The organism is Pseudomonas sp. B16(2017), assembly GCF_002113205.1.
Taxonomy (GTDB): Bacteria; Pseudomonadota; Gammaproteobacteria; order Pseudomonadales; family Pseudomonadaceae; genus Aquipseudomonas; species Aquipseudomonas pharyngis.
Map to the genome: position 1 here is coordinate 24,243 of NZ_NEKA01000027.1, position 16,030 is coordinate 40,272.

Sequence of the window (16,030 nt, forward strand, 5' to 3'; positions counted from 1 at the left end):
CAGCGATGGTGCGCATTCGCGAGTCACGCAGACTTGCCCCAGCGCTTACAGGCATCTGGAGGTCGACCCCAGACATTCCGACAGTACCCGCGAAAGCTACGGTGACGGCTCTAACTCCCTTTGGCCTGGAGCCGACATGCCCGCACCTATCACCGTTCTGCGCGACACCCATCCCCTGCCCGTACTCGACGCCTGCAAATGGGAAAAGCTCGAGGGCGACCCGCACACCGTCAACCTCAACGCCTACACCAGCGAAGACGGCAGCAAGATCATGGGCACGTGGATCTGCACGCCAGGCAAGTGGCGGGTGGACTACGTGAAGTGGGAGTACTGCCATTTCCAGGAAGGCTACTGCGTGATTACCCCGGACGGCATGGAACCGATCCACCTGCGCGCCGGCGACATCTTCGTGGTCGAGCCCGGCATGAAAGGCACTTGGGAAGTCGTCGAGACCGTGCGCAAATATTTCGTGTTCGCCTGATACAAAAAAGCCGGGAAACCACCCGACGTGATTTCCCGGCAACACCTACTGCATTGGATGTGCAGACCTGTGCCGAGCACAGGCCTGACGACGATTACTGCGGCTTGCGATAGCTGTTGATGATCGCCGAGAAGTCCTTGCCACCTTCCCCGCGCTGACTCATCGCCTGATACAACTGCTGCGCCACCGCGCCCAGCACCACTGGCTGATGGGCCTGACGCGCCGCTTCGGTGGCCAGCCCCAGATCCTTGAGCATCAGCTCGGCGCCGAAGCCACCGGTGTAGCCGCGCGAGGCCGGTGCCGTTTCGACGATGCCCGGCCACGGGTTGTACATTTCCGAACTCCAGCAACGGCCGGTCGAGTTGTTGATGATCCCGGCGAGCACCGTGGTGTCGATCCCCAGCGCATCACCCAGCGCCATCGCCTCGCTGACGCCGACCATCGAAATGGCGAGCAACAGGTTGTTGCAGATCTTGGCGATCTGGCCGGTGCCGACCTCACCGCAATGCACGATGTTGCGGCCCATCTGCGCCAGCACCGGTTGCAGGGTGGCGAACAGTTCCGGGGTGGCGCCGACCATGAAGGTCAGCGTCCCGGCTGTGGCGCCGCCGGTACCGCCGGACACCGGGGCATCGGCCATCGGCACGCCTTGTTTGGCAGCCACCGCCGCCACATCGCGCGCCGTCTGCGGATCGATAGTGCTGCAATCCACCGCCGGCACGCCTTTACCGATCCCGGCGAGAACACCGTCTTCACCGAGCCAGACGCTGCGCACATGCACCGCAGCCGGCAACATGGTGATCACCAGTTCGGCATCTGCAGCGGCTTCGCGCGCCGAAGCGCGGAGGGTGCCGCCCAGTTGCTCGAGTTCCGCCAGCACGGTTTTGTTCAGGTCCACCAGGTTCAGCGAATGCCCGGCCTTGATCAGGTTGCGCGCCATCGGCGCGCCCATGTTGCCCAGCCCGATAAATGCGATTTTCATGGCCATTCCTCAACGCAGGTTGATGGTGGTGTTCACGCCGTCGTTGACGCTGTCGTCATCGAACCAGCGCGCCGTGACCGTTTTGGTCTGGGTGTAGAACTGCACCACTTGCTTGCCGTACGGGCCGAGGTCGCCGAGTTTCGAACCGCGCGAACCGGTGAAGCTGAAGAACGGAACCGGTACCGGAATCGGGATGTTGATGCCGACCTGGCCGACGTCGATTTCAGTCTGGAACTTACGCGCCGCCGCACCGCTCTGGGTGAACAGGCCCGTGCCGTTGCCGAACGGGTTGGCGTTGACCAGCGCGATGGCCTGATCGAGGGTGTCGACTTCCAGCACCACCAACACCGGGCCGAAGATTTCCTGGGTGTAGATCTGCATGTCGGTGGTGACCCCGGAGAACAGGGTCGGACCGACGAAGTTGCCGTGCTCGTAGCCCGGCACGCTGATGTCGCGACCGTCCAGCTCAAGTTTGGCGCCTTCCTTGATGCCACTTTCGATCAGATCGAGAATCCGCGCCTTGGCCTTTTTCGAAATGACCGGGCCGACATCGGTGCCCGGCTCGTTGCCGGCGTTGACTTTGAGTTTCTGCGCCAGCGCTTTCAGATCCGGCAGCCACTGTTTGGCCGCGCCCACCAGCACCACCACCGAAGTGGCCATGCAACGTTGACCCGCCGCACCGAAACCGGCACCGACCAAGGCATTGAGCGCTTGCTCGCGATTGGCATCCGGCAGCACCACCGCGTGGTTCTTCGCGCCCATCATCGATTGCACGCGTTTGCCGTGCTTACCGGCCAGGTCGTAAACGTGAGTGCCGACGGCGGTCGAACCGACGAACGAAACCGCCTTGATGTCCTTGTGGGTGCACAAGCCGTCAACCACGTCCTTGCCACCATGAACGACGTTAAGCACACCGGCCGGAATGCCGGCTTCAATCGCCAGCTCCACCAGCAACATGGTCGACAGCGGATCCTGCTCCGATGGCTTGAGGACGAAGGTGTTGCCGCAGGCGATGGCCATCGGGAACATCCACAGCGGAATCATTGCCGGGAAGTTGAACGGGGTAATGCCGGCGCAAACGCCGATCGGTTGGCGCAGGGTGTAGGTGTCGACGCCGCCGGCGACGTTCTCGGCGAACTCGCCCATTTGCAGGCTGCCGATGGAGCAGGCGTGCTCGACCACCTCCAGGCCACGGAAAATGTCGCCTTCGGCATCGGCAATGGTCTTGCCCTGCTCGGCGCTCAGCACCACGGCGATGCGTTTGGAATGCTCACGGATCAACGCTTGCAGCTTGAGCATGATGCGCATGCGCGCGCCGATCGGGGTCAGCTTCCAGGTCTGGAAGGCGCGCTGGGCGGCGCTGACGGCAGCGTCGACTTCAGCAGCGGTGGCGAACGGGACTTTGGCCAGCACTTGCTGGGTCGCCGGGTTGACGATGTCGTGCCATTCGGTGGTCTGCGACTCGACCCACTCGCCGTCGATCAGCAGCTTGACCTTCTGGATCGTGGTTTCGTTGGGCGTAAGCGATGCGTTCATGCTGGTCTCCAGAACTTGTTTTTATCTTAGGAGCCAAGGCGAAAGGTTCGCCTTGAGATGAGGCGTGTGTCACGAATTGGTTGTCGGACTGTTTTTGGAGTATAGATGTGCAAACTTCTAATAAGAACGCACATATAAGCCCGTCCATCATGCAAAAAAACATCACCTCTCTAGGCTCGCTGAATTGGGATGACCTCAAGTTTTTCCTTGAAGTCGCCCGTACCCGCAAGGCCAGCACGGCGGCCAAACGCCTGGCGGTGGACTACACCACCGTGTCGCGGCGAATCAGTTCGCTGGAAGCGGCGCTCGGCACTTTGCTGTTCGAAAAGTCCCGCACCAGCGGTTTCGTGCTGACTGCCGAAGGCCAGCGCCTGCTGAGTTATGCCGAGTCGATCGAAAGCACGCTGCACATGGCCTGCGAGCAAGTGTCGGGCTCCGGCGTCGCACTGTCCGGGCATGTGCGGATGGGCTGCACCGAAGGTTTCGGCAGCTTCTTCATCACCCCGCAACTGAGCCACTTCGTCGACGCCTACCCGGCGATCTCGGTGGACATCCTGCCGCTGCCACACTTCATCAGCCTGTCCAAACGCGAGGCCGACATCGTCATCGCCCTCGAGCGCCCGGAACACGGGCCGTACGTGTGCTGCAAACTCTGCGACTACCGCTTGCAGCTCTACGCGACCCAGGAATACCTGGACAAACATCCGCCGATCCGCCGCCCCGCCGACCTGGGCAAGCATCAATTCATCAGTTACGTGGATGACCTGGCGTTCAGCTCGGAGCTGCTGTATCTGGCGAACGTGTTGCCCGGTGCCAGCGCCAATTTGCGCAGCACCAGCGTGATTGCGCAGTTCGTGGCGGCGCAGCAGGGGCGCTCATTGGCGATTCTGCCGTGCTTTCTCGCGGCTCAGGATCCGCGCCTGTTGCCGGTGCTGCCGGAGGAAATCGATATCACCCGGCAGTTCTGGATGTACTGCCGGGAGGATCTGCGCAAGTTGAAGCGGATCACCCTGTTGTGGGATTACATCCGCGAGGTGACCGAGCGCAATCAGGCGCTGTTGATGGGTGAAACTCGAGAGATGCAGTTCGCCGACTAATCGGCGCTGACCACGATCGACACCCGGCGGTTTTCGGTGCGGCCAGCGGCGGTATCGTTGGAGGCGACCGGTTCGCGACTGCCGAGGCCTTGCAACTGGATGTTCTCTTCTTTCATGCCGACCGAGGTCAGCACTTTGCCGACGCTTTTCGCGCGACGCAGTGACAGCTGCTGGTTATAGGTTTCCTTGCCCGAAGCGTCGGTGTGGCCATCCACTCGTACCCGTTCGATGCCGACACCCAGCAAGGCTTTACCGATACGCTCGACGATTTCGGTACTTTGCTGATTCAGGCTTTCGACATCGCTGCCAAACAATACTTTGCCCGACAGGCCAAACTCCCAGCCGTCATCGGTCAGCTCGAAGCCTTGCTGCTTGAGAACCGCGACCTGGGCCGGCGTCAGGCCTTTTTGCGGGGCGGTCTGGCAACCGGTCAGGGCCAGCATGGCCGTCAGCAACAGAGTGGAAAACAGGCGAAAGGAAAGTGAGGACACGGGCATCAGCTCCTGGTTTGAACGGAATCGACCGGGTACTCCGTCCCGGCCGTGAATTGGGCGCCGCGCGACAAACGCTTGGCTTGATACATCGCGGCATCGGCCGCATCAAGCAAGGTGCCAGGCGTGACGCCATGATCGGGGTAAACCGCGATGCCGATACTGAGCGACGTCACGACACTGCTGTCGCCCGGCAGCGCAATCGGGGTGTCCATGCTGGCGAGGATCTTGTCGGCAATGCGTTCAGCGTCTTCGGTCTTGTGCAAGGGCGTGAGCAGAACGGCGAACTCGTCACCGCCCAGACGCGCCACCAGATCCTCTTCACGCAACTGCGCCCGCACCCGATTCGCCACCGCCACCAGCACGGCGTCGCCAGCGGCATGACCGAAGTTGTCGTTGATGTCCTTGAAACGGTCGCTGTCGAGAAACAGCACCGCCACTTGCTCATTCAACTTGTGGGCATTGCGCAGAGCACGGATCAGGCGGCCTTCGAAAAAGGCCCGGTTCGGCAACCCGGTGAGGCTGTCATGGCTGGCCTGATGGGCGAGGGTTTCGTTCTCGCTCTGCAAGTGGGTTTGCCAGGATTCGAGTTCATCGAGCAGGGCATTGAAGTCGGTGCCGAGGTTGTCCAGTTCGGCAATTTTTGCCCGTGGCACCCGTCGATCCAGTGCCCGCTCGCTGCGGGCCGCATGCGCCACCGCCGCCAGGCTGTGCAACGGGCCGATGATCCTGCGCAACTGACGCTGCGCCAGGTACAGCGCGACCCAGGCGCTGATCGCCGTGCAGAGAATGATCCCCGCCAGACCGCTCAACAGAAAACGCATCAGGCTGCCACCGTGGCCGATCAGCAAGATCCGCCCGATCTCGCGATCCTGATGCTGGATCGGCAGGTTGATGGGTTTTTCCAGAATGACTCGCGCGACCTGCATCTCCAACTCGGAAATCAGGCCGTTCTCCGGACGCTGCCAGCGCGCGAGCAATTGGCCCTGAGCGTCCAGCACCTGGGCATCGGCCACTTCTTCGGTCGAGGCGATCAACGCCAGCGCTTCGGTCGCGGCGGCCTTGTCGTTGAACACCACGGCGGCTTCCACGGTGTAACTGATCGAGCGGGCGATCAAGTGCAGGTTGTGATCGGCATAGACCCGCAGCGCCAGCACCCCGAGCAGCGTCAGCGACACACTGGCCATTGCCACGGCGACCAGCGCCACAATCAGGTTGCCACGGCCGATGACCGAGCCGAGGGTCGGGCGCCCTGTGGATTTGTCGCGTCTCATGGCACCGCCGGTTTGCGGCGCGACAACTGCAGCACGCTGGGGTGAATGCGCACACCGCTGCGGGCGACGGAGTCGAGATTGACCTCGAACGACACTTGTTCATCACCGACCCGCAGGCAGAACAGACTGCCGACCGTGCATTGATCGCCGCCTTCGCTGATGCTCAGCACCGGATGGCCGATCAGGGACGCGAACAGCCGGCTGCGTTCGTCTGTGGTGAGTTTGCCGATATAGACCGCGTCGCACTCGCTGACGATGGCCGGATTGTCGGCTAACAGCCGGCGCACGATGACCGGACGGCCCGTGGCCTGGGTCGTGCCCTTGACCAGGTCATCGGTGTATTCGGTCGGGCCGACGATGCACAGGCGCAACTGCGCTGGCTCTACCGGCCAGCGCGCATAACTGAGGATACCGAGGACAACCTGAGTGACGGATTTGGCCCGCTGTTCGGCCATACCCGCAGGGGCTGGAGTCTGGGCAGCGGCCACACCCGTGAGCAAACAGAGTACAACGGCAAACAATGCCTGCTTGCAGACAAAAACGCGCTCTGTCGCCCAGACAGCCACCTTCATGCAGGGATTCTCTTGGATCGTTACGAAATGATGCCGCAACGATAGCACAGCGCTGGAACACCAGCGATACAGCACCTCTGACCGGTCGGTCAATAATCGCCGGTCATCCAGGCACCCTCATCCTCGAGGCGCCCTTCATTCTTCCAGTTCCAGCATCAGTCCGCTCAAGCGCTTCACCTTGCGTTGTACTGCCTCTTCAAATACGCCATTGCGGGGTTCGATCAAGGTGAACCAGTCCTTGGCCCGGGTAATTCCGGTGTATATCAGTTCCTTGGTCAACACGGGGTTCAGGGCGTCCGGCAGGATCAGCGCGGTATGGGCAAACTCCGAACCCTGTGACTTGTGCACGGTCATGGCGTACACGGTCTCGACATCATTGAGCCGGCTCGGCAACACGAAACGCACCCCACCGCGCCCGTCGTTACGCGGGAACGCCACGCGCAACACCGACTTACCGGCATCCGGGCCATCGCGCTCGGGCAATTTCAGGGCGATACCGATGTCACCGTTCATCAGCCCGAGGCCATAGTCGTTTCGGGTCATCAGCACCGGCCGACCTTCGTACCACTGCTGGTCGCTCTCGATCAGCCGCGCCTTGAGCAATGCATCGGTGATGCGCTGATTCAAGCCCTCTACGCCCCACGGCCCTTTGCGCACTGCGCACAACAACTGGAAGGTATCGAAGGCCCGCAGGACGTCACGCGCCCAATCGACCCAACCCGGGTTCTCGAGCGGCGTTCCGCTCACCGGACGTCGATCTCGCAAAATGCTCAGATAGTGTCGATAACCGTGGGGGCCTTCGCCATGTCCGTCGAGCACCAGGTGCTCAAGTTTCCGGTCGTGCTCGTTCTGAAGTGGCAACGAAAACACGTCGCCATGGGTTTTGGCATCCAGCAACTGGCGAGCCTCGTCCGAGAGTTGCTTATTCACCCGTCGCGCCAGTTGACCGATGCCGCTGCCCTCGCCGAAACGCCGTGAGTGACGCAACATCACCACTTGCTGGGCCAGCGGGTGCGAGCTGTCACTGCCTTCTTGCAAACCGCTGTCTTGCAGGGATTCGCCGCTCACCGCTTCCAGCCACTGGCGAGTCTGCGGACTGTACCAACCCGCTTCGGCATCACGGCACAAATCGCCCAGCACCGCGCCAGCCTCCACCGAGGCCAGTTGATCCTTGTCGCCCAGCAACACCAGTCGAGCATGAGGCGGCAAGGCATCAAGCAGATTGGCCATCATTTCCAGGTCGATCATGGATGCTTCATCGACCACCAGTACATCCAGTGGCAGGCGGTTACCGGCATGGTGGCGAAAGTGCCGCGTGCCGGGACGGCTGCCAAGCAGGCGGTGTACCGTGGTCACCTCGGTCGGGATCTTTTCCCGGACACTGTCAGCGACCTTCAGCGACTGCACCTGCTGACTGATGGACTCGGTCAGCCGCGCCGCCGCTTTACCGGTAGGCGCCGCGAGCCGAATGCGCAATGGTTGATGCGCCTCGACCGCAGGTGCCTGGAGCAACGCCAGCAAACGGACCACCGTCGTCGTCTTGCCGGTGCCCGGGCCGCCCGTGATGATGCTGAAGACACTCCGGGTGGCCAGGGCGCAGGCCAGTTTCTGCCAGTCGATGACATCCGCACGCTGGGCCGGATCGAACAGTGCGTCCAACCGCCGAGCAAGATCGGGTGGTGTCGCTTCCTGCTCCGCGAGTCGCTGACGCAGTGCGCTGTCGATACGCCGCTCGTAGGCCCAATAGCGCCGCAAGTACAAGCGTTTGCCGGACAACACCAGCGGGCGCTCCTGAGCCGACGCACCTTCGTCGGCGGCCAGTGCCACCAGCGAACTGCCGGCCAGTACCTTGCACCAGTGCGCCCCGTCGAGTGTTTCAAGCAGCTGCGATGGCAGCAGCAATGCACCGGGTTGCATGTCCCCTTCCGGAGGCAAAGACAGGGCGAAATCCGGCGCCTTGAGGGTTTCAAACAGATCCAGACACACATGCCCATGGCCGAGCTGGTGACTGGTCAATGCGGCGGCGAGCAACACCAGCGGATCGACGCCGGGTGCCAATTCATGAAGAAAACCCACGAATGCCTTGTCCAGTGCCCGCAGCCATCCGCGCTCGACCCAGCGGGTGAGCAATAGCAGCAAATCATCGGCACAGGTGAGAGGTGTCAGCTGCGCGAGGCTGTCGGCGGTCAGCGGCGTGGGCAGCAGGTCGGCGAACGTCCGATTCATAGCAATTCTCCCTGCACCCACGCGGGCTCGGCCTTGGGTTGCGGTTTACCCTGGAACATGAAGTCCAGACGCTCGATCAGCTCCCGTGGTGGGCGTGCGAAGTAAACGCCTCCACCAGGCGCCCGCGTTCCACGCAGGAACAGATACAACGCGCCGCCGATATGCCGGTCGTAGTCGTAATCGGCGAGCCGCGCCTTGAGCTGACGATGCAGTGCCAACAGGTACAGCACGTATTGCAGGTCGTAACGGTTGTCGAGGATCGACTGCTCCATGGCCCGTTCGGTGTACGCGGCGTCATCGACGCCCAGCCAGTTGGATTTGTAATCGGCCACGTAGTACCGGCCCTCGTGCTCGAACGTCAGGTCGATAAAGCCTTTGAACATGCCATTGAGCTGCACCGCTTCGGCGCCGACCCGGGCCACACCGTTGTGAGTGAATTGACGCACCTGTTCGTCGAGCTTGAGCACGTCGACTTTGTGGCTGGCGAACCAGAACTCCATCTCGACCCGATATTGCTTCAATTGCTCAAGCACCACTGGCGGTTGGTCGAGGCCCGCAGGCAGTGGCAGTTTGAGCAAGTGTTGCAACCAGTCGCCGAGGGTGGTGATCCAGCCCTCCCAGCCCCGTCGATTGCAACGCCGGGCGATCGCATCATCGAGCGACTCGCGGGTGACCGCGAAGCCCTCCTCACCCGCCCACTCGAGCAAACCGTGAAGAAACGTTCCCGGATTCGGTCCACGAGGGAAACGGTGAATATCAGCTCCGCCGGCGATGATCTCGCGCGGTGCTTCAGGATCGAGGCGTTCGTCGTCGAACAGCTTTTGCGCTTGCGGACTGTCGGGGGCTTCGTCGTTGCCAGCGCTCAGCACGTCACTGATGCGCAAGGCACTGTACGAAGCGATCCACCAGTTCTCGCTGGCCCTGCGGCTCGGTAAAAGGGTGGCACGCAGCGTGGCTTCGTTACGCGGAGGCTGGTACACCTCGCTGGTGGCTTGTGGCATTTCAACAACGCTCAGCGCCGAACAATCCTGTTGCAGATCGTCCAGCCAGCGGGCCAATCCGCTGGATTCGTTCAACGTTACGCCGCCGCCCAACAGATAGCCCAGCGCAGAAAGATGCAGCACCGAGCTGCTGTGGTTGCCGCGCTTGAGATCCGTCACCCCGAGCCAGCATGCATGTTGTGCGCGGGTCAGAGCGACGTAGAGCAAACGCAGATCCTCTGCCAGGCGTTCGGTGTCCGCCACAGCGATCAGTTCCGCGTCGGGCTTCAGGCTGATGCGAGCCTTGCCGGATTCATCGTGGTAGTGCAGCGGCAATCGACTGCCATCCACCGGCTTAGCCGAACAGATGAAAGGCAGGAACACCAACGGGTACTCGAGCCCCTTGGATTTGTGAATGGTCACGACCTTGACCAGTTGTTCGTCGCTTTCAAGACGCAGGATCTGCTCTTCACCTGCCTGCCCAGACAGCGACAGATGCTCGGCCAGATGGCGGATCAGTGCCTGCTCGCCATCGAGTTCCGACGCGGCCTGTTGCAACAACTCCGACAGGTGCAAAAGGTTGGTCAGCACCCGCTCACCATCACTGCGGGCAATGAGCATCTGCGGCAGTTGAAAGTCGTGCAGCAGGCGCCGCAGCATCGGCAGCACCCCTTGCTTGCGCCACAGTTCACGATAACCGCGGAACTGCATGACCCGGGTTTCCCAGACCAGTTCGTCCTGATTCAGACGCTCCAGCTCAGCCAGTGGCAGATTCAGCGTAATGCACGCCAACGCCGCTTTCAGGGAACGCTCGACATCCGGCTCGGCGCACGCCTTGAGCCACGACAACAGGTCATGGGCTTCCTGTGCGGCAAAGACCGAGTCCTTGTCCGACAGATAAACGCTGCGGACTCCGCGCGCTGCGAGCTCACCGCGTACCGCCTGCGCCTCTTTACCATCGCGCACCAGGATCGCAATGTCCGCTGGCCGCAGCCCACGCCAATCCTTGCCCTCCTGCGCAAACCCGGCGCGACCGGTCTGCCCGCCATTGAGCAGGGTCGTGACCTCACTGGCGCAGGCTGCCGCAAACTGCTGGCGGTAAACTGCCCCGGACAGTGGCTTGTCGGTAGATAGATGCCAGATGTTCAGCGCCGGCACGTCCAGCCCGGCTACCTGCAAATGTTCTTTGCGTCCCTGCGCCTCCACAGGCTGGAACGGCACCGGGTTATCGCCGTTTTTCTCTCGGAACAGAAACGCCCCGCGCCCTTGCTCACGGGCCTCGGCACGCTCGAACACATGGTTGACCGCACGGACCATCCCGTGACTGGAACGGAAGTTGGTGCCCAGGGTATGCAGACGCCCGAACGTGGCCTGCCGGGCTCGCAGATAGGTGTAGATGTCCGCGCCCCGGAAGGCATAGATCGCCTGCTTCGGATCCCCGATCAGAAACAACCCGGTCTCGGGGTTATCCTCTTCAATGCGATAGATGCTTTCGAAAATCCGGTACTGCACCGGATCCGTGTCCTGAAACTCATCGATCAGGGCGACCGGGAACTGCTCGCGAATGAGCGTGGCGAGACGCTCCCCACCGTCGGACTGCAAAGCCGCATCCAGACGCAACAGCATGTCGTCGAAACCCATTTCCGCTCGACGGCGCTTCTCGTCTTCAAAGCGAGCACCGACCCATTTGGCAGCATGCTGCAGCACGGCCGCATCGGGCGTCGGCAAATTGTCGAGACTCGACTTGAGCACAGGCATGGCATCCAGGCCCGGGTGATTCGGCGGCTCGCCTTTCCAGGCTTCAGCCATGCCCTCCGGTGTGAGCCGGGCGAACCCGGTGCCGATATCCAATTGTTCGAGCGTCTCGTCCTCAGCCCAGGCCTTGAGCTTTTCAAACCAGGGTTCGAAATAGCGGGCCTGCATCTTGCGCCCATCCACCGTTTTGTTGGCGACACCCTGATGGCAGATAGCGAGCAACTCATCGGACCACTGCCGCCATGGTCCCTTCAACTCCACCAATGCCGCACGGCGTTCCTGCAGGCATTCTTCGATCAGTTCGGATGGCGTCTTGTCTGAGTTCCCTTCGCGCTCGGTGCCAAACAGCCCCCGTACACGCGGCAACAGGGCCGCCGGCCCTCCCCAGTGACTGCGGACCCAGCTCAAGGCGTCGCCCTGCATCGGGTAGCAGAACAGCCGCCAATAATCGCGCAACACTTCGCCGAGCAGGTCGCTGTGATCGGTTTCCAGGGTCTGGGTAAACAGACTGCCGCTGTCGAACGCATGCTCGCGCAGCATTCGCTGACACCAACTGTGGATCGTCGAGACCGCGGCCTCGTCCATCCATTGCGCAGCGATGTCCAGGCGATTGGCGCAGCCGGGCCATTGTTGCGGATCGAACTGTGCACGCAGTTCATCGATCAACGCATCGGGGGGCGGTGTCTCGTCACGGAAGAAGCGGGCCGCCTCAGCCAGGCGTGTGCGTATACGCTCGCGCAACTCCTTGGTCGCCGCATCGGTGAAGGTCACCACGAGAATCTGCGGGGGCAACAGCTCACGACCGAAACCACTCGCCTCGCCTCCGTGGCCAAGGATCAACCGCAGATACAACGCCGAAATGGTAAACGTCTTGCCAGTGCCCGCACTGGCTTCGATCAGTTGGCTGCCCCTTAACGGGAATGCCAGCGCGAGCGGCTGTTGATTGCTCATGCGCCTGCCTCCTCATGGGTCCATGTGCGCCACCCCGCCTCAAGCAAGGGGCGATACAGTGCATCACACCAACCTGAGAAGGTTTCATCCGCCTGCAGTGCATCATAGTCGGCGAATTGTCGGGCCAGAGCCGGGCTTTCGCGACGTTCACCTTCGCTGGTCTGACCATCCCCTTCATAGGCTTTACGGGCAGCCGCTTCAGCCTTGACCGGATCGGTCTGTGCCAGCCACGCAAAAGCCGTTTTCACCGCGACCGGCAGCGGCTGGCGCATGCCCGTCTGCCAGGCGAGCAGCAGATCCTCAAGAATTCGCCCCGCTCGGGTTGGTTCCAGAGGATCAAGAAGGAGCGTGTCATCACTGGCCACCAGTGCGGTCGTCAGGGAGAGCCCACTGGCGCACGCGACGAGATGGCTGACCCAGGGCGTGGTCATGCGATGCCATTTGCGGCTCTTGATCGAGCCTATGCTGTTGGGAATCGTCGTGACCGACAGTACGCCGCCATCGGCGCGCCGGTGCAAACCGCCTAGCCATCCTTCAAGGCGCAGTTCCTGCCATTCAAAATTGATCGGTAGCGCGTTGGTTAGCGGTGTTGGCCATAACGCCAACAGCTGTTGATAGCGTTGCAACAAGTCTGGCAAAGGCTCGATCAGCTCTCGTTGAAGGCATTCACCGAACCCGGCCATGGGCAGCAGTCCGCTGTTCTGCAGGCGTCGGGCTTGAGACTCGAGCGCCTGATCAACATTGTCCGGGTGTCTCAAGGCTGCCCCGAGCAAGCTGTCGCTGAGCATGTATCGCTGCAATGCATCCAGCACAAAAGGTTCCTCATCAGCCTGAGGTACCTGCGCCGCTTCGAAGTAAACCTTGAGTCGCTGAGTGAAAAAGTGTCGGACCGGATTGCGCAGGAAGTCCTGCAGCAGTTCCAGACTCAACGGTTCTTCCTGGGCATGGGGGGCAAGCATTGTGGCGACGTCGTTCTGTTTGTGAGGTTGATGCAGCACCTGCCATTCGCTGGCGTAGCTGAAAAGCTTTTGTTCCTCATGGAAATAGCGCGAACTGAATGGCTGCAACGGATGCTCCTGGGTCATGGCAATCAGGAGATCCTCGTTGTCGTCAGCCGATCGCCATCCATTGGCGAGATGATCGCGCAACTGGCCGATCAACACAGAGGCTGGCCGCTCACTGTTGTCGCGAATGCTGCGACCGACCCAACTGATATAGAGCTGATGACGAGCGGACAAGAGTGCCTCTAGCAGAAGATAACGATCATCCTCACGACGGGAACGATCTCCCGGCCGGTAGTCGCTGCCCATGAGATCGAAGTCCAACGGTGGTTGAGCGCGTGGATAATCGCCATCGTTCATGCCCAACAGACAAACCAGTCTGAACGGAATCGCGCGCATCGGCATCAGCGTGCAAAAGTTAACGGCTCCGGCCAGAAAGCGCTGCGACAGACGCCCCTGATCCAGCCCTGCCAGCCAGGCCTCACGGACGACGGTCAGTGGCAGCTCGTCCAGCAGACCGACGGCTTCGCAGGTTTCCAGCCAGGTTTCGCGCAACTCCTCGAGTTGAGCCAGCAGGTAGTCGTCATGCTCGTCTTCGGGTTTGAAAAAAAGCTGCATCAACGCCTGAAGCCGATACCCCCACTCCTGTGGCTGCGCAGGCCTCATCAGTTGCTGATGCGAGAGTTCCAGTGCATCCAGCAATGCTACCAACGGGCCGATCAGCGCGGCATCGAGACCACCGATTTCGTCGTACGGCTCGATATCCCCGCAGGCGCCGGAACTGCCGACGGCATAACCGAGCAGCATCCGGCGCAAGCCAAAGCGCCAACTGTTTTGCTCCAGCTCGTCGGGCAATCCCAGCTCGGCACGTTGCCCGGCATCGATGCCCCAACGCACCCCGGCCCCCTCGATCCAGCGATGCAGGGTCGGCAAGTCTCGCTCCTGCACACCAAACCTGGCGCGTAACGCAGGAACGTCGAGCAAGTCGAGGATCTCACTGACGGGAAAACGGCTATCCGGCAGCTTGAGCAGATGCTCGACAGCGATCAGCAATGGATCTCGTCCGCGTTGCCCCTGATCGGCCATGGTGAAGGGAATGAAGCGTGGGTCATGACGATCCAGCTGACCAAAGACGGCGCGGATATGCGGCGCATAACTATCGATGTCAGGCACCATCACGATCACATCGCGAGGGCGTAATTGCGGGTTCGCGCTGAAACGGGCCAAGAGCTGGTCGTGAAGAATCTCCACTTCGCGCTGGGCGCTATGGGCAATATGAAAGCGGATCGAATCGTCTTGAGTCAGATCGACTGCCGGCCAGCGCGCTCGAGTCTCGCTGAGTGGCCGCAGTTCCAGAATATCGTCCTGTAACTGATTGAGCATGTTCTCCGGCTGGGTTTCGCTGAACAGATCGATACGCCCGTTACGAAATGCTGCGCGATAGCTGTCAGGCTCGTCGTAGCTGTCGAGAAGGTTGATGTAATCACGACCTTGCTTACCCCATGCAGCGAGGAGCGGGTGAGCATGTTGGTGGAGTGATTCCGAGTCCAGCACCACAGGCATGCCGTTTTTGCGGGCTTGTCGCTTGTACTGATGACGTAGTAGATCCTTGTCGGCAACGATATCGGCCCAGTGATAACGACAGGGGTTATGGACGCACAACAAAACCTGGCTGAAACGGGAAAGCCCGGCCAACGCTTCCAGTACTTGTGCGGGCAACGAGGAAATTCCAAAAACGATCACTCGCTGGGGAAGTCCGGACGGTGCGCTTTCAAGACTGTTGATGCGCTCCATGAATCGCTGGTGCACGCCTGCCCGACTTTGGGCCATGCCTTGCTCGCCCACATCGTCCAGCAGGGCGCGCCACAACTCTGCCTGCCAGCAACTGGTCGGAGGAAGCGGCTTCGCTTCACCCCTCACATTGCGTAGCTGATGATGCCCCTCTGCCCAATCCTCAAGCCAATCAGCGCGGTAAACCTGATATTGGTCAAAGAGGTCAGCCAATCGTTCGGACAACTGGTAACGCTTGCGCAGGTCGGTGTCATGGGTGAGGAAGCGTTGCAGCGGTTCGAAATGCGGACGGTTGATAACCTGTGGCAACAGGCGCATCAGACGCCATGTCAACGGTGCCTTATCGAGCAGCGACTTTGCCGGAATTTCCTCTCGACCCAGCACCATCCGGTAAAGCTGCCACATGAAACTGCCCGGCAGTTGCACATCAATTGCGGCGGCGATACCACAGCCGCCTAAGTCGCCTGCTTCAGGGTCCTCAGCCAGTGCCAGCTTGAGCCATTGAGCGATGCCGTTGCTCTGTACGAGTGCAATTTCGTTCTCCAAGGGAGCCAGTGGATAACGCCGCATGATGCTGATCACAAGGCTGCGCAGTTCATCCAGGCTATTGCTCTGAACGACCATGAATGCAGCGTTGAGGGACTGGGTGTCCGGCATGAAGGCTTCCTTGGAAAAGTACAAAAGCTAGGGCTGAACCTTAGCATTGTCGGCCGGCGAGGACAGCCGCAAGGCGTCCGAGAATGCCGTACGAACTTTCCTGCGGGCAAAACAAAACCCCAACTGCTTTCGCAATTGGGGTTTCGGAATTTAATCTTGACGATGACCTACTCTCACATGGGGAAACCCCACACTACCATCGGCGATGCATCGTTTCACTTCTGAGTTCGGGATGG

At 61.1% G+C, this 16,030-nt stretch carries 10 protein-coding genes; 2 read left to right on the plus strand and 8 right to left on the minus strand.

Features of this window, described 5'->3' with window-relative positions:
* Nucleotides 1-136 precede the first annotated feature (136 nt).
* Entirely contained in the window at nucleotides 137-481 is a 345-nt protein-coding gene (locus tag CAG25_RS27815; RefSeq protein ID WP_007953863.1) for a cupin domain-containing protein, read from the plus strand.
* A 94-nt stretch (nucleotides 482-575) separates the two neighbouring features.
* Here the strand turns inward: CAG25_RS27815 and mmsB are convergent, their stop codons facing one another.
* Both mmsB and CAG25_RS27825 read right to left on the minus strand, forming a co-directional pair.
* Entirely contained in the window at nucleotides 576-1,463 is an 888-nt protein-coding gene (gene mmsB, locus CAG25_RS27820) for a 3-hydroxyisobutyrate dehydrogenase (RefSeq protein ID WP_085611249.1), read from the minus strand.
* 9 nt (nucleotides 1,464-1,472) lie between these two features.
* A complete protein-coding gene (locus tag CAG25_RS27825; protein ID WP_085611248.1) occupies nucleotides 1,473-2,999 on the minus strand; it encodes a CoA-acylating methylmalonate-semialdehyde dehydrogenase in 1,527 nt (508 codons plus the stop codon).
* A gap of 149 nt (nucleotides 3,000-3,148) precedes the next feature.
* Between CAG25_RS27825 and CAG25_RS27830 the strand changes: the two genes are divergently transcribed.
* A complete protein-coding gene (locus CAG25_RS27830; RefSeq protein ID WP_039772937.1) occupies nucleotides 3,149-4,096 on the plus strand; it encodes a LysR family transcriptional regulator in 948 nt (315 codons plus the stop codon).
* Here the strand turns inward: CAG25_RS27830 and CAG25_RS27835 are convergent.
* From CAG25_RS27835 to recC, 6 genes are all read right to left on the minus strand, one after another.
* The gene (locus CAG25_RS27835) at nucleotides 4,093-4,593 is read right to left on the minus strand and encodes an OmpA family protein (RefSeq protein ID WP_064593291.1); all 501 of its coding nucleotides are present in this window, start codon (nucleotides 4,591-4,593) and stop codon (nucleotides 4,093-4,095) included. The two genes, CAG25_RS27830 and CAG25_RS27835, sit on opposite strands and share 4 nt — an antisense overlap.
* A complete protein-coding gene (locus CAG25_RS27840) occupies nucleotides 4,593-5,861 on the minus strand; it encodes a diguanylate cyclase domain-containing protein (protein WP_064593290.1) in 1,269 nt (422 codons plus the stop codon). Before CAG25_RS27840 ends, CAG25_RS27835 begins: the two co-directional genes overlap by 1 nt.
* Complete coding sequence (locus tag CAG25_RS27845; RefSeq protein ID WP_085611247.1) at nucleotides 5,858-6,433, minus strand: YfiR family protein; 576 nt, start codon at nucleotides 6,431-6,433, stop codon at nucleotides 5,858-5,860. Before CAG25_RS27845 ends, CAG25_RS27840 begins: the two co-directional genes overlap by 4 nt.
* Before the next feature lie 135 nt (nucleotides 6,434-6,568).
* Complete coding sequence (gene recD / locus CAG25_RS27850; protein ID WP_085611246.1) at nucleotides 6,569-8,659, minus strand: exodeoxyribonuclease V subunit alpha; 2,091 nt, start codon at nucleotides 8,657-8,659, stop codon at nucleotides 6,569-6,571.
* On the minus strand, nucleotides 8,656-12,345 hold the full coding sequence (gene recB, locus CAG25_RS27855; protein WP_085611245.1) for an exodeoxyribonuclease V subunit beta: 3,690 nt from the start codon (nucleotides 12,343-12,345) through the stop codon (nucleotides 8,656-8,658). Before recB ends, recD begins: the two co-directional genes overlap by 4 nt.
* Nucleotides 12,342-15,794 (minus strand): exodeoxyribonuclease V subunit gamma, encoded by a 3,453-nt coding sequence (gene recC, locus CAG25_RS27860; protein WP_085611244.1) that lies wholly within the window; start codon nucleotides 15,792-15,794, stop codon nucleotides 12,342-12,344. Before recC ends, recB begins: the two co-directional genes overlap by 4 nt.
* Nucleotides 15,795-16,030 lie beyond the last annotated feature (236 nt).

What these genes read in the sequence shown, in the direction of transcription:
- mmsB (WP_085611249.1), bottom strand. Translation starts at nt 1,463, where the DNA reads ATGAAAATCGCATTTATCGGGCTGGGCAACATGGGCGCGCCGATGGCG.
- CAG25_RS27825 (WP_085611248.1), bottom strand. Translation starts at nt 2,999, where the DNA reads ATGAACGCATCGCTTACGCCCAACGAAACCACGATCCAGAAGGTCAAG.
- recD (WP_085611246.1), bottom strand. Translation starts at nt 8,659, where the DNA reads ATGAATCGGACGTTCGCCGACCTGCTGCCCACGCCGCTGACCGCCGAC.
- CAG25_RS27815 (WP_007953863.1), top strand. Translation starts at nt 137, where the DNA reads ATGCCCGCACCTATCACCGTTCTGCGCGACACCCATCCCCTGCCCGTA.
- CAG25_RS27830 (WP_039772937.1), top strand. Translation starts at nt 3,149, where the DNA reads ATGCAAAAAAACATCACCTCTCTAGGCTCGCTGAATTGGGATGACCTC.
- CAG25_RS27845 (WP_085611247.1), bottom strand. Translation starts at nt 6,433, where the DNA reads ATGAAGGTGGCTGTCTGGGCGACAGAGCGCGTTTTTGTCTGCAAGCAG.
- recB (WP_085611245.1), bottom strand. Translation starts at nt 12,345, where the DNA reads ATGAGCAATCAACAGCCGCTCGCGCTGGCATTCCCGTTAAGGGGCAGC.
- recC (WP_085611244.1), bottom strand. Translation starts at nt 15,794, where the DNA reads ATGCCGGACACCCAGTCCCTCAACGCTGCATTCATGGTCGTTCAGAGC.
- CAG25_RS27835 (WP_064593291.1), bottom strand. Translation starts at nt 4,593, where the DNA reads ATGCCCGTGTCCTCACTTTCCTTTCGCCTGTTTTCCACTCTGTTGCTG.
- CAG25_RS27840 (WP_064593290.1), bottom strand. Translation starts at nt 5,861, where the DNA reads ATGAGACGCGACAAATCCACAGGGCGCCCGACCCTCGGCTCGGTCATC.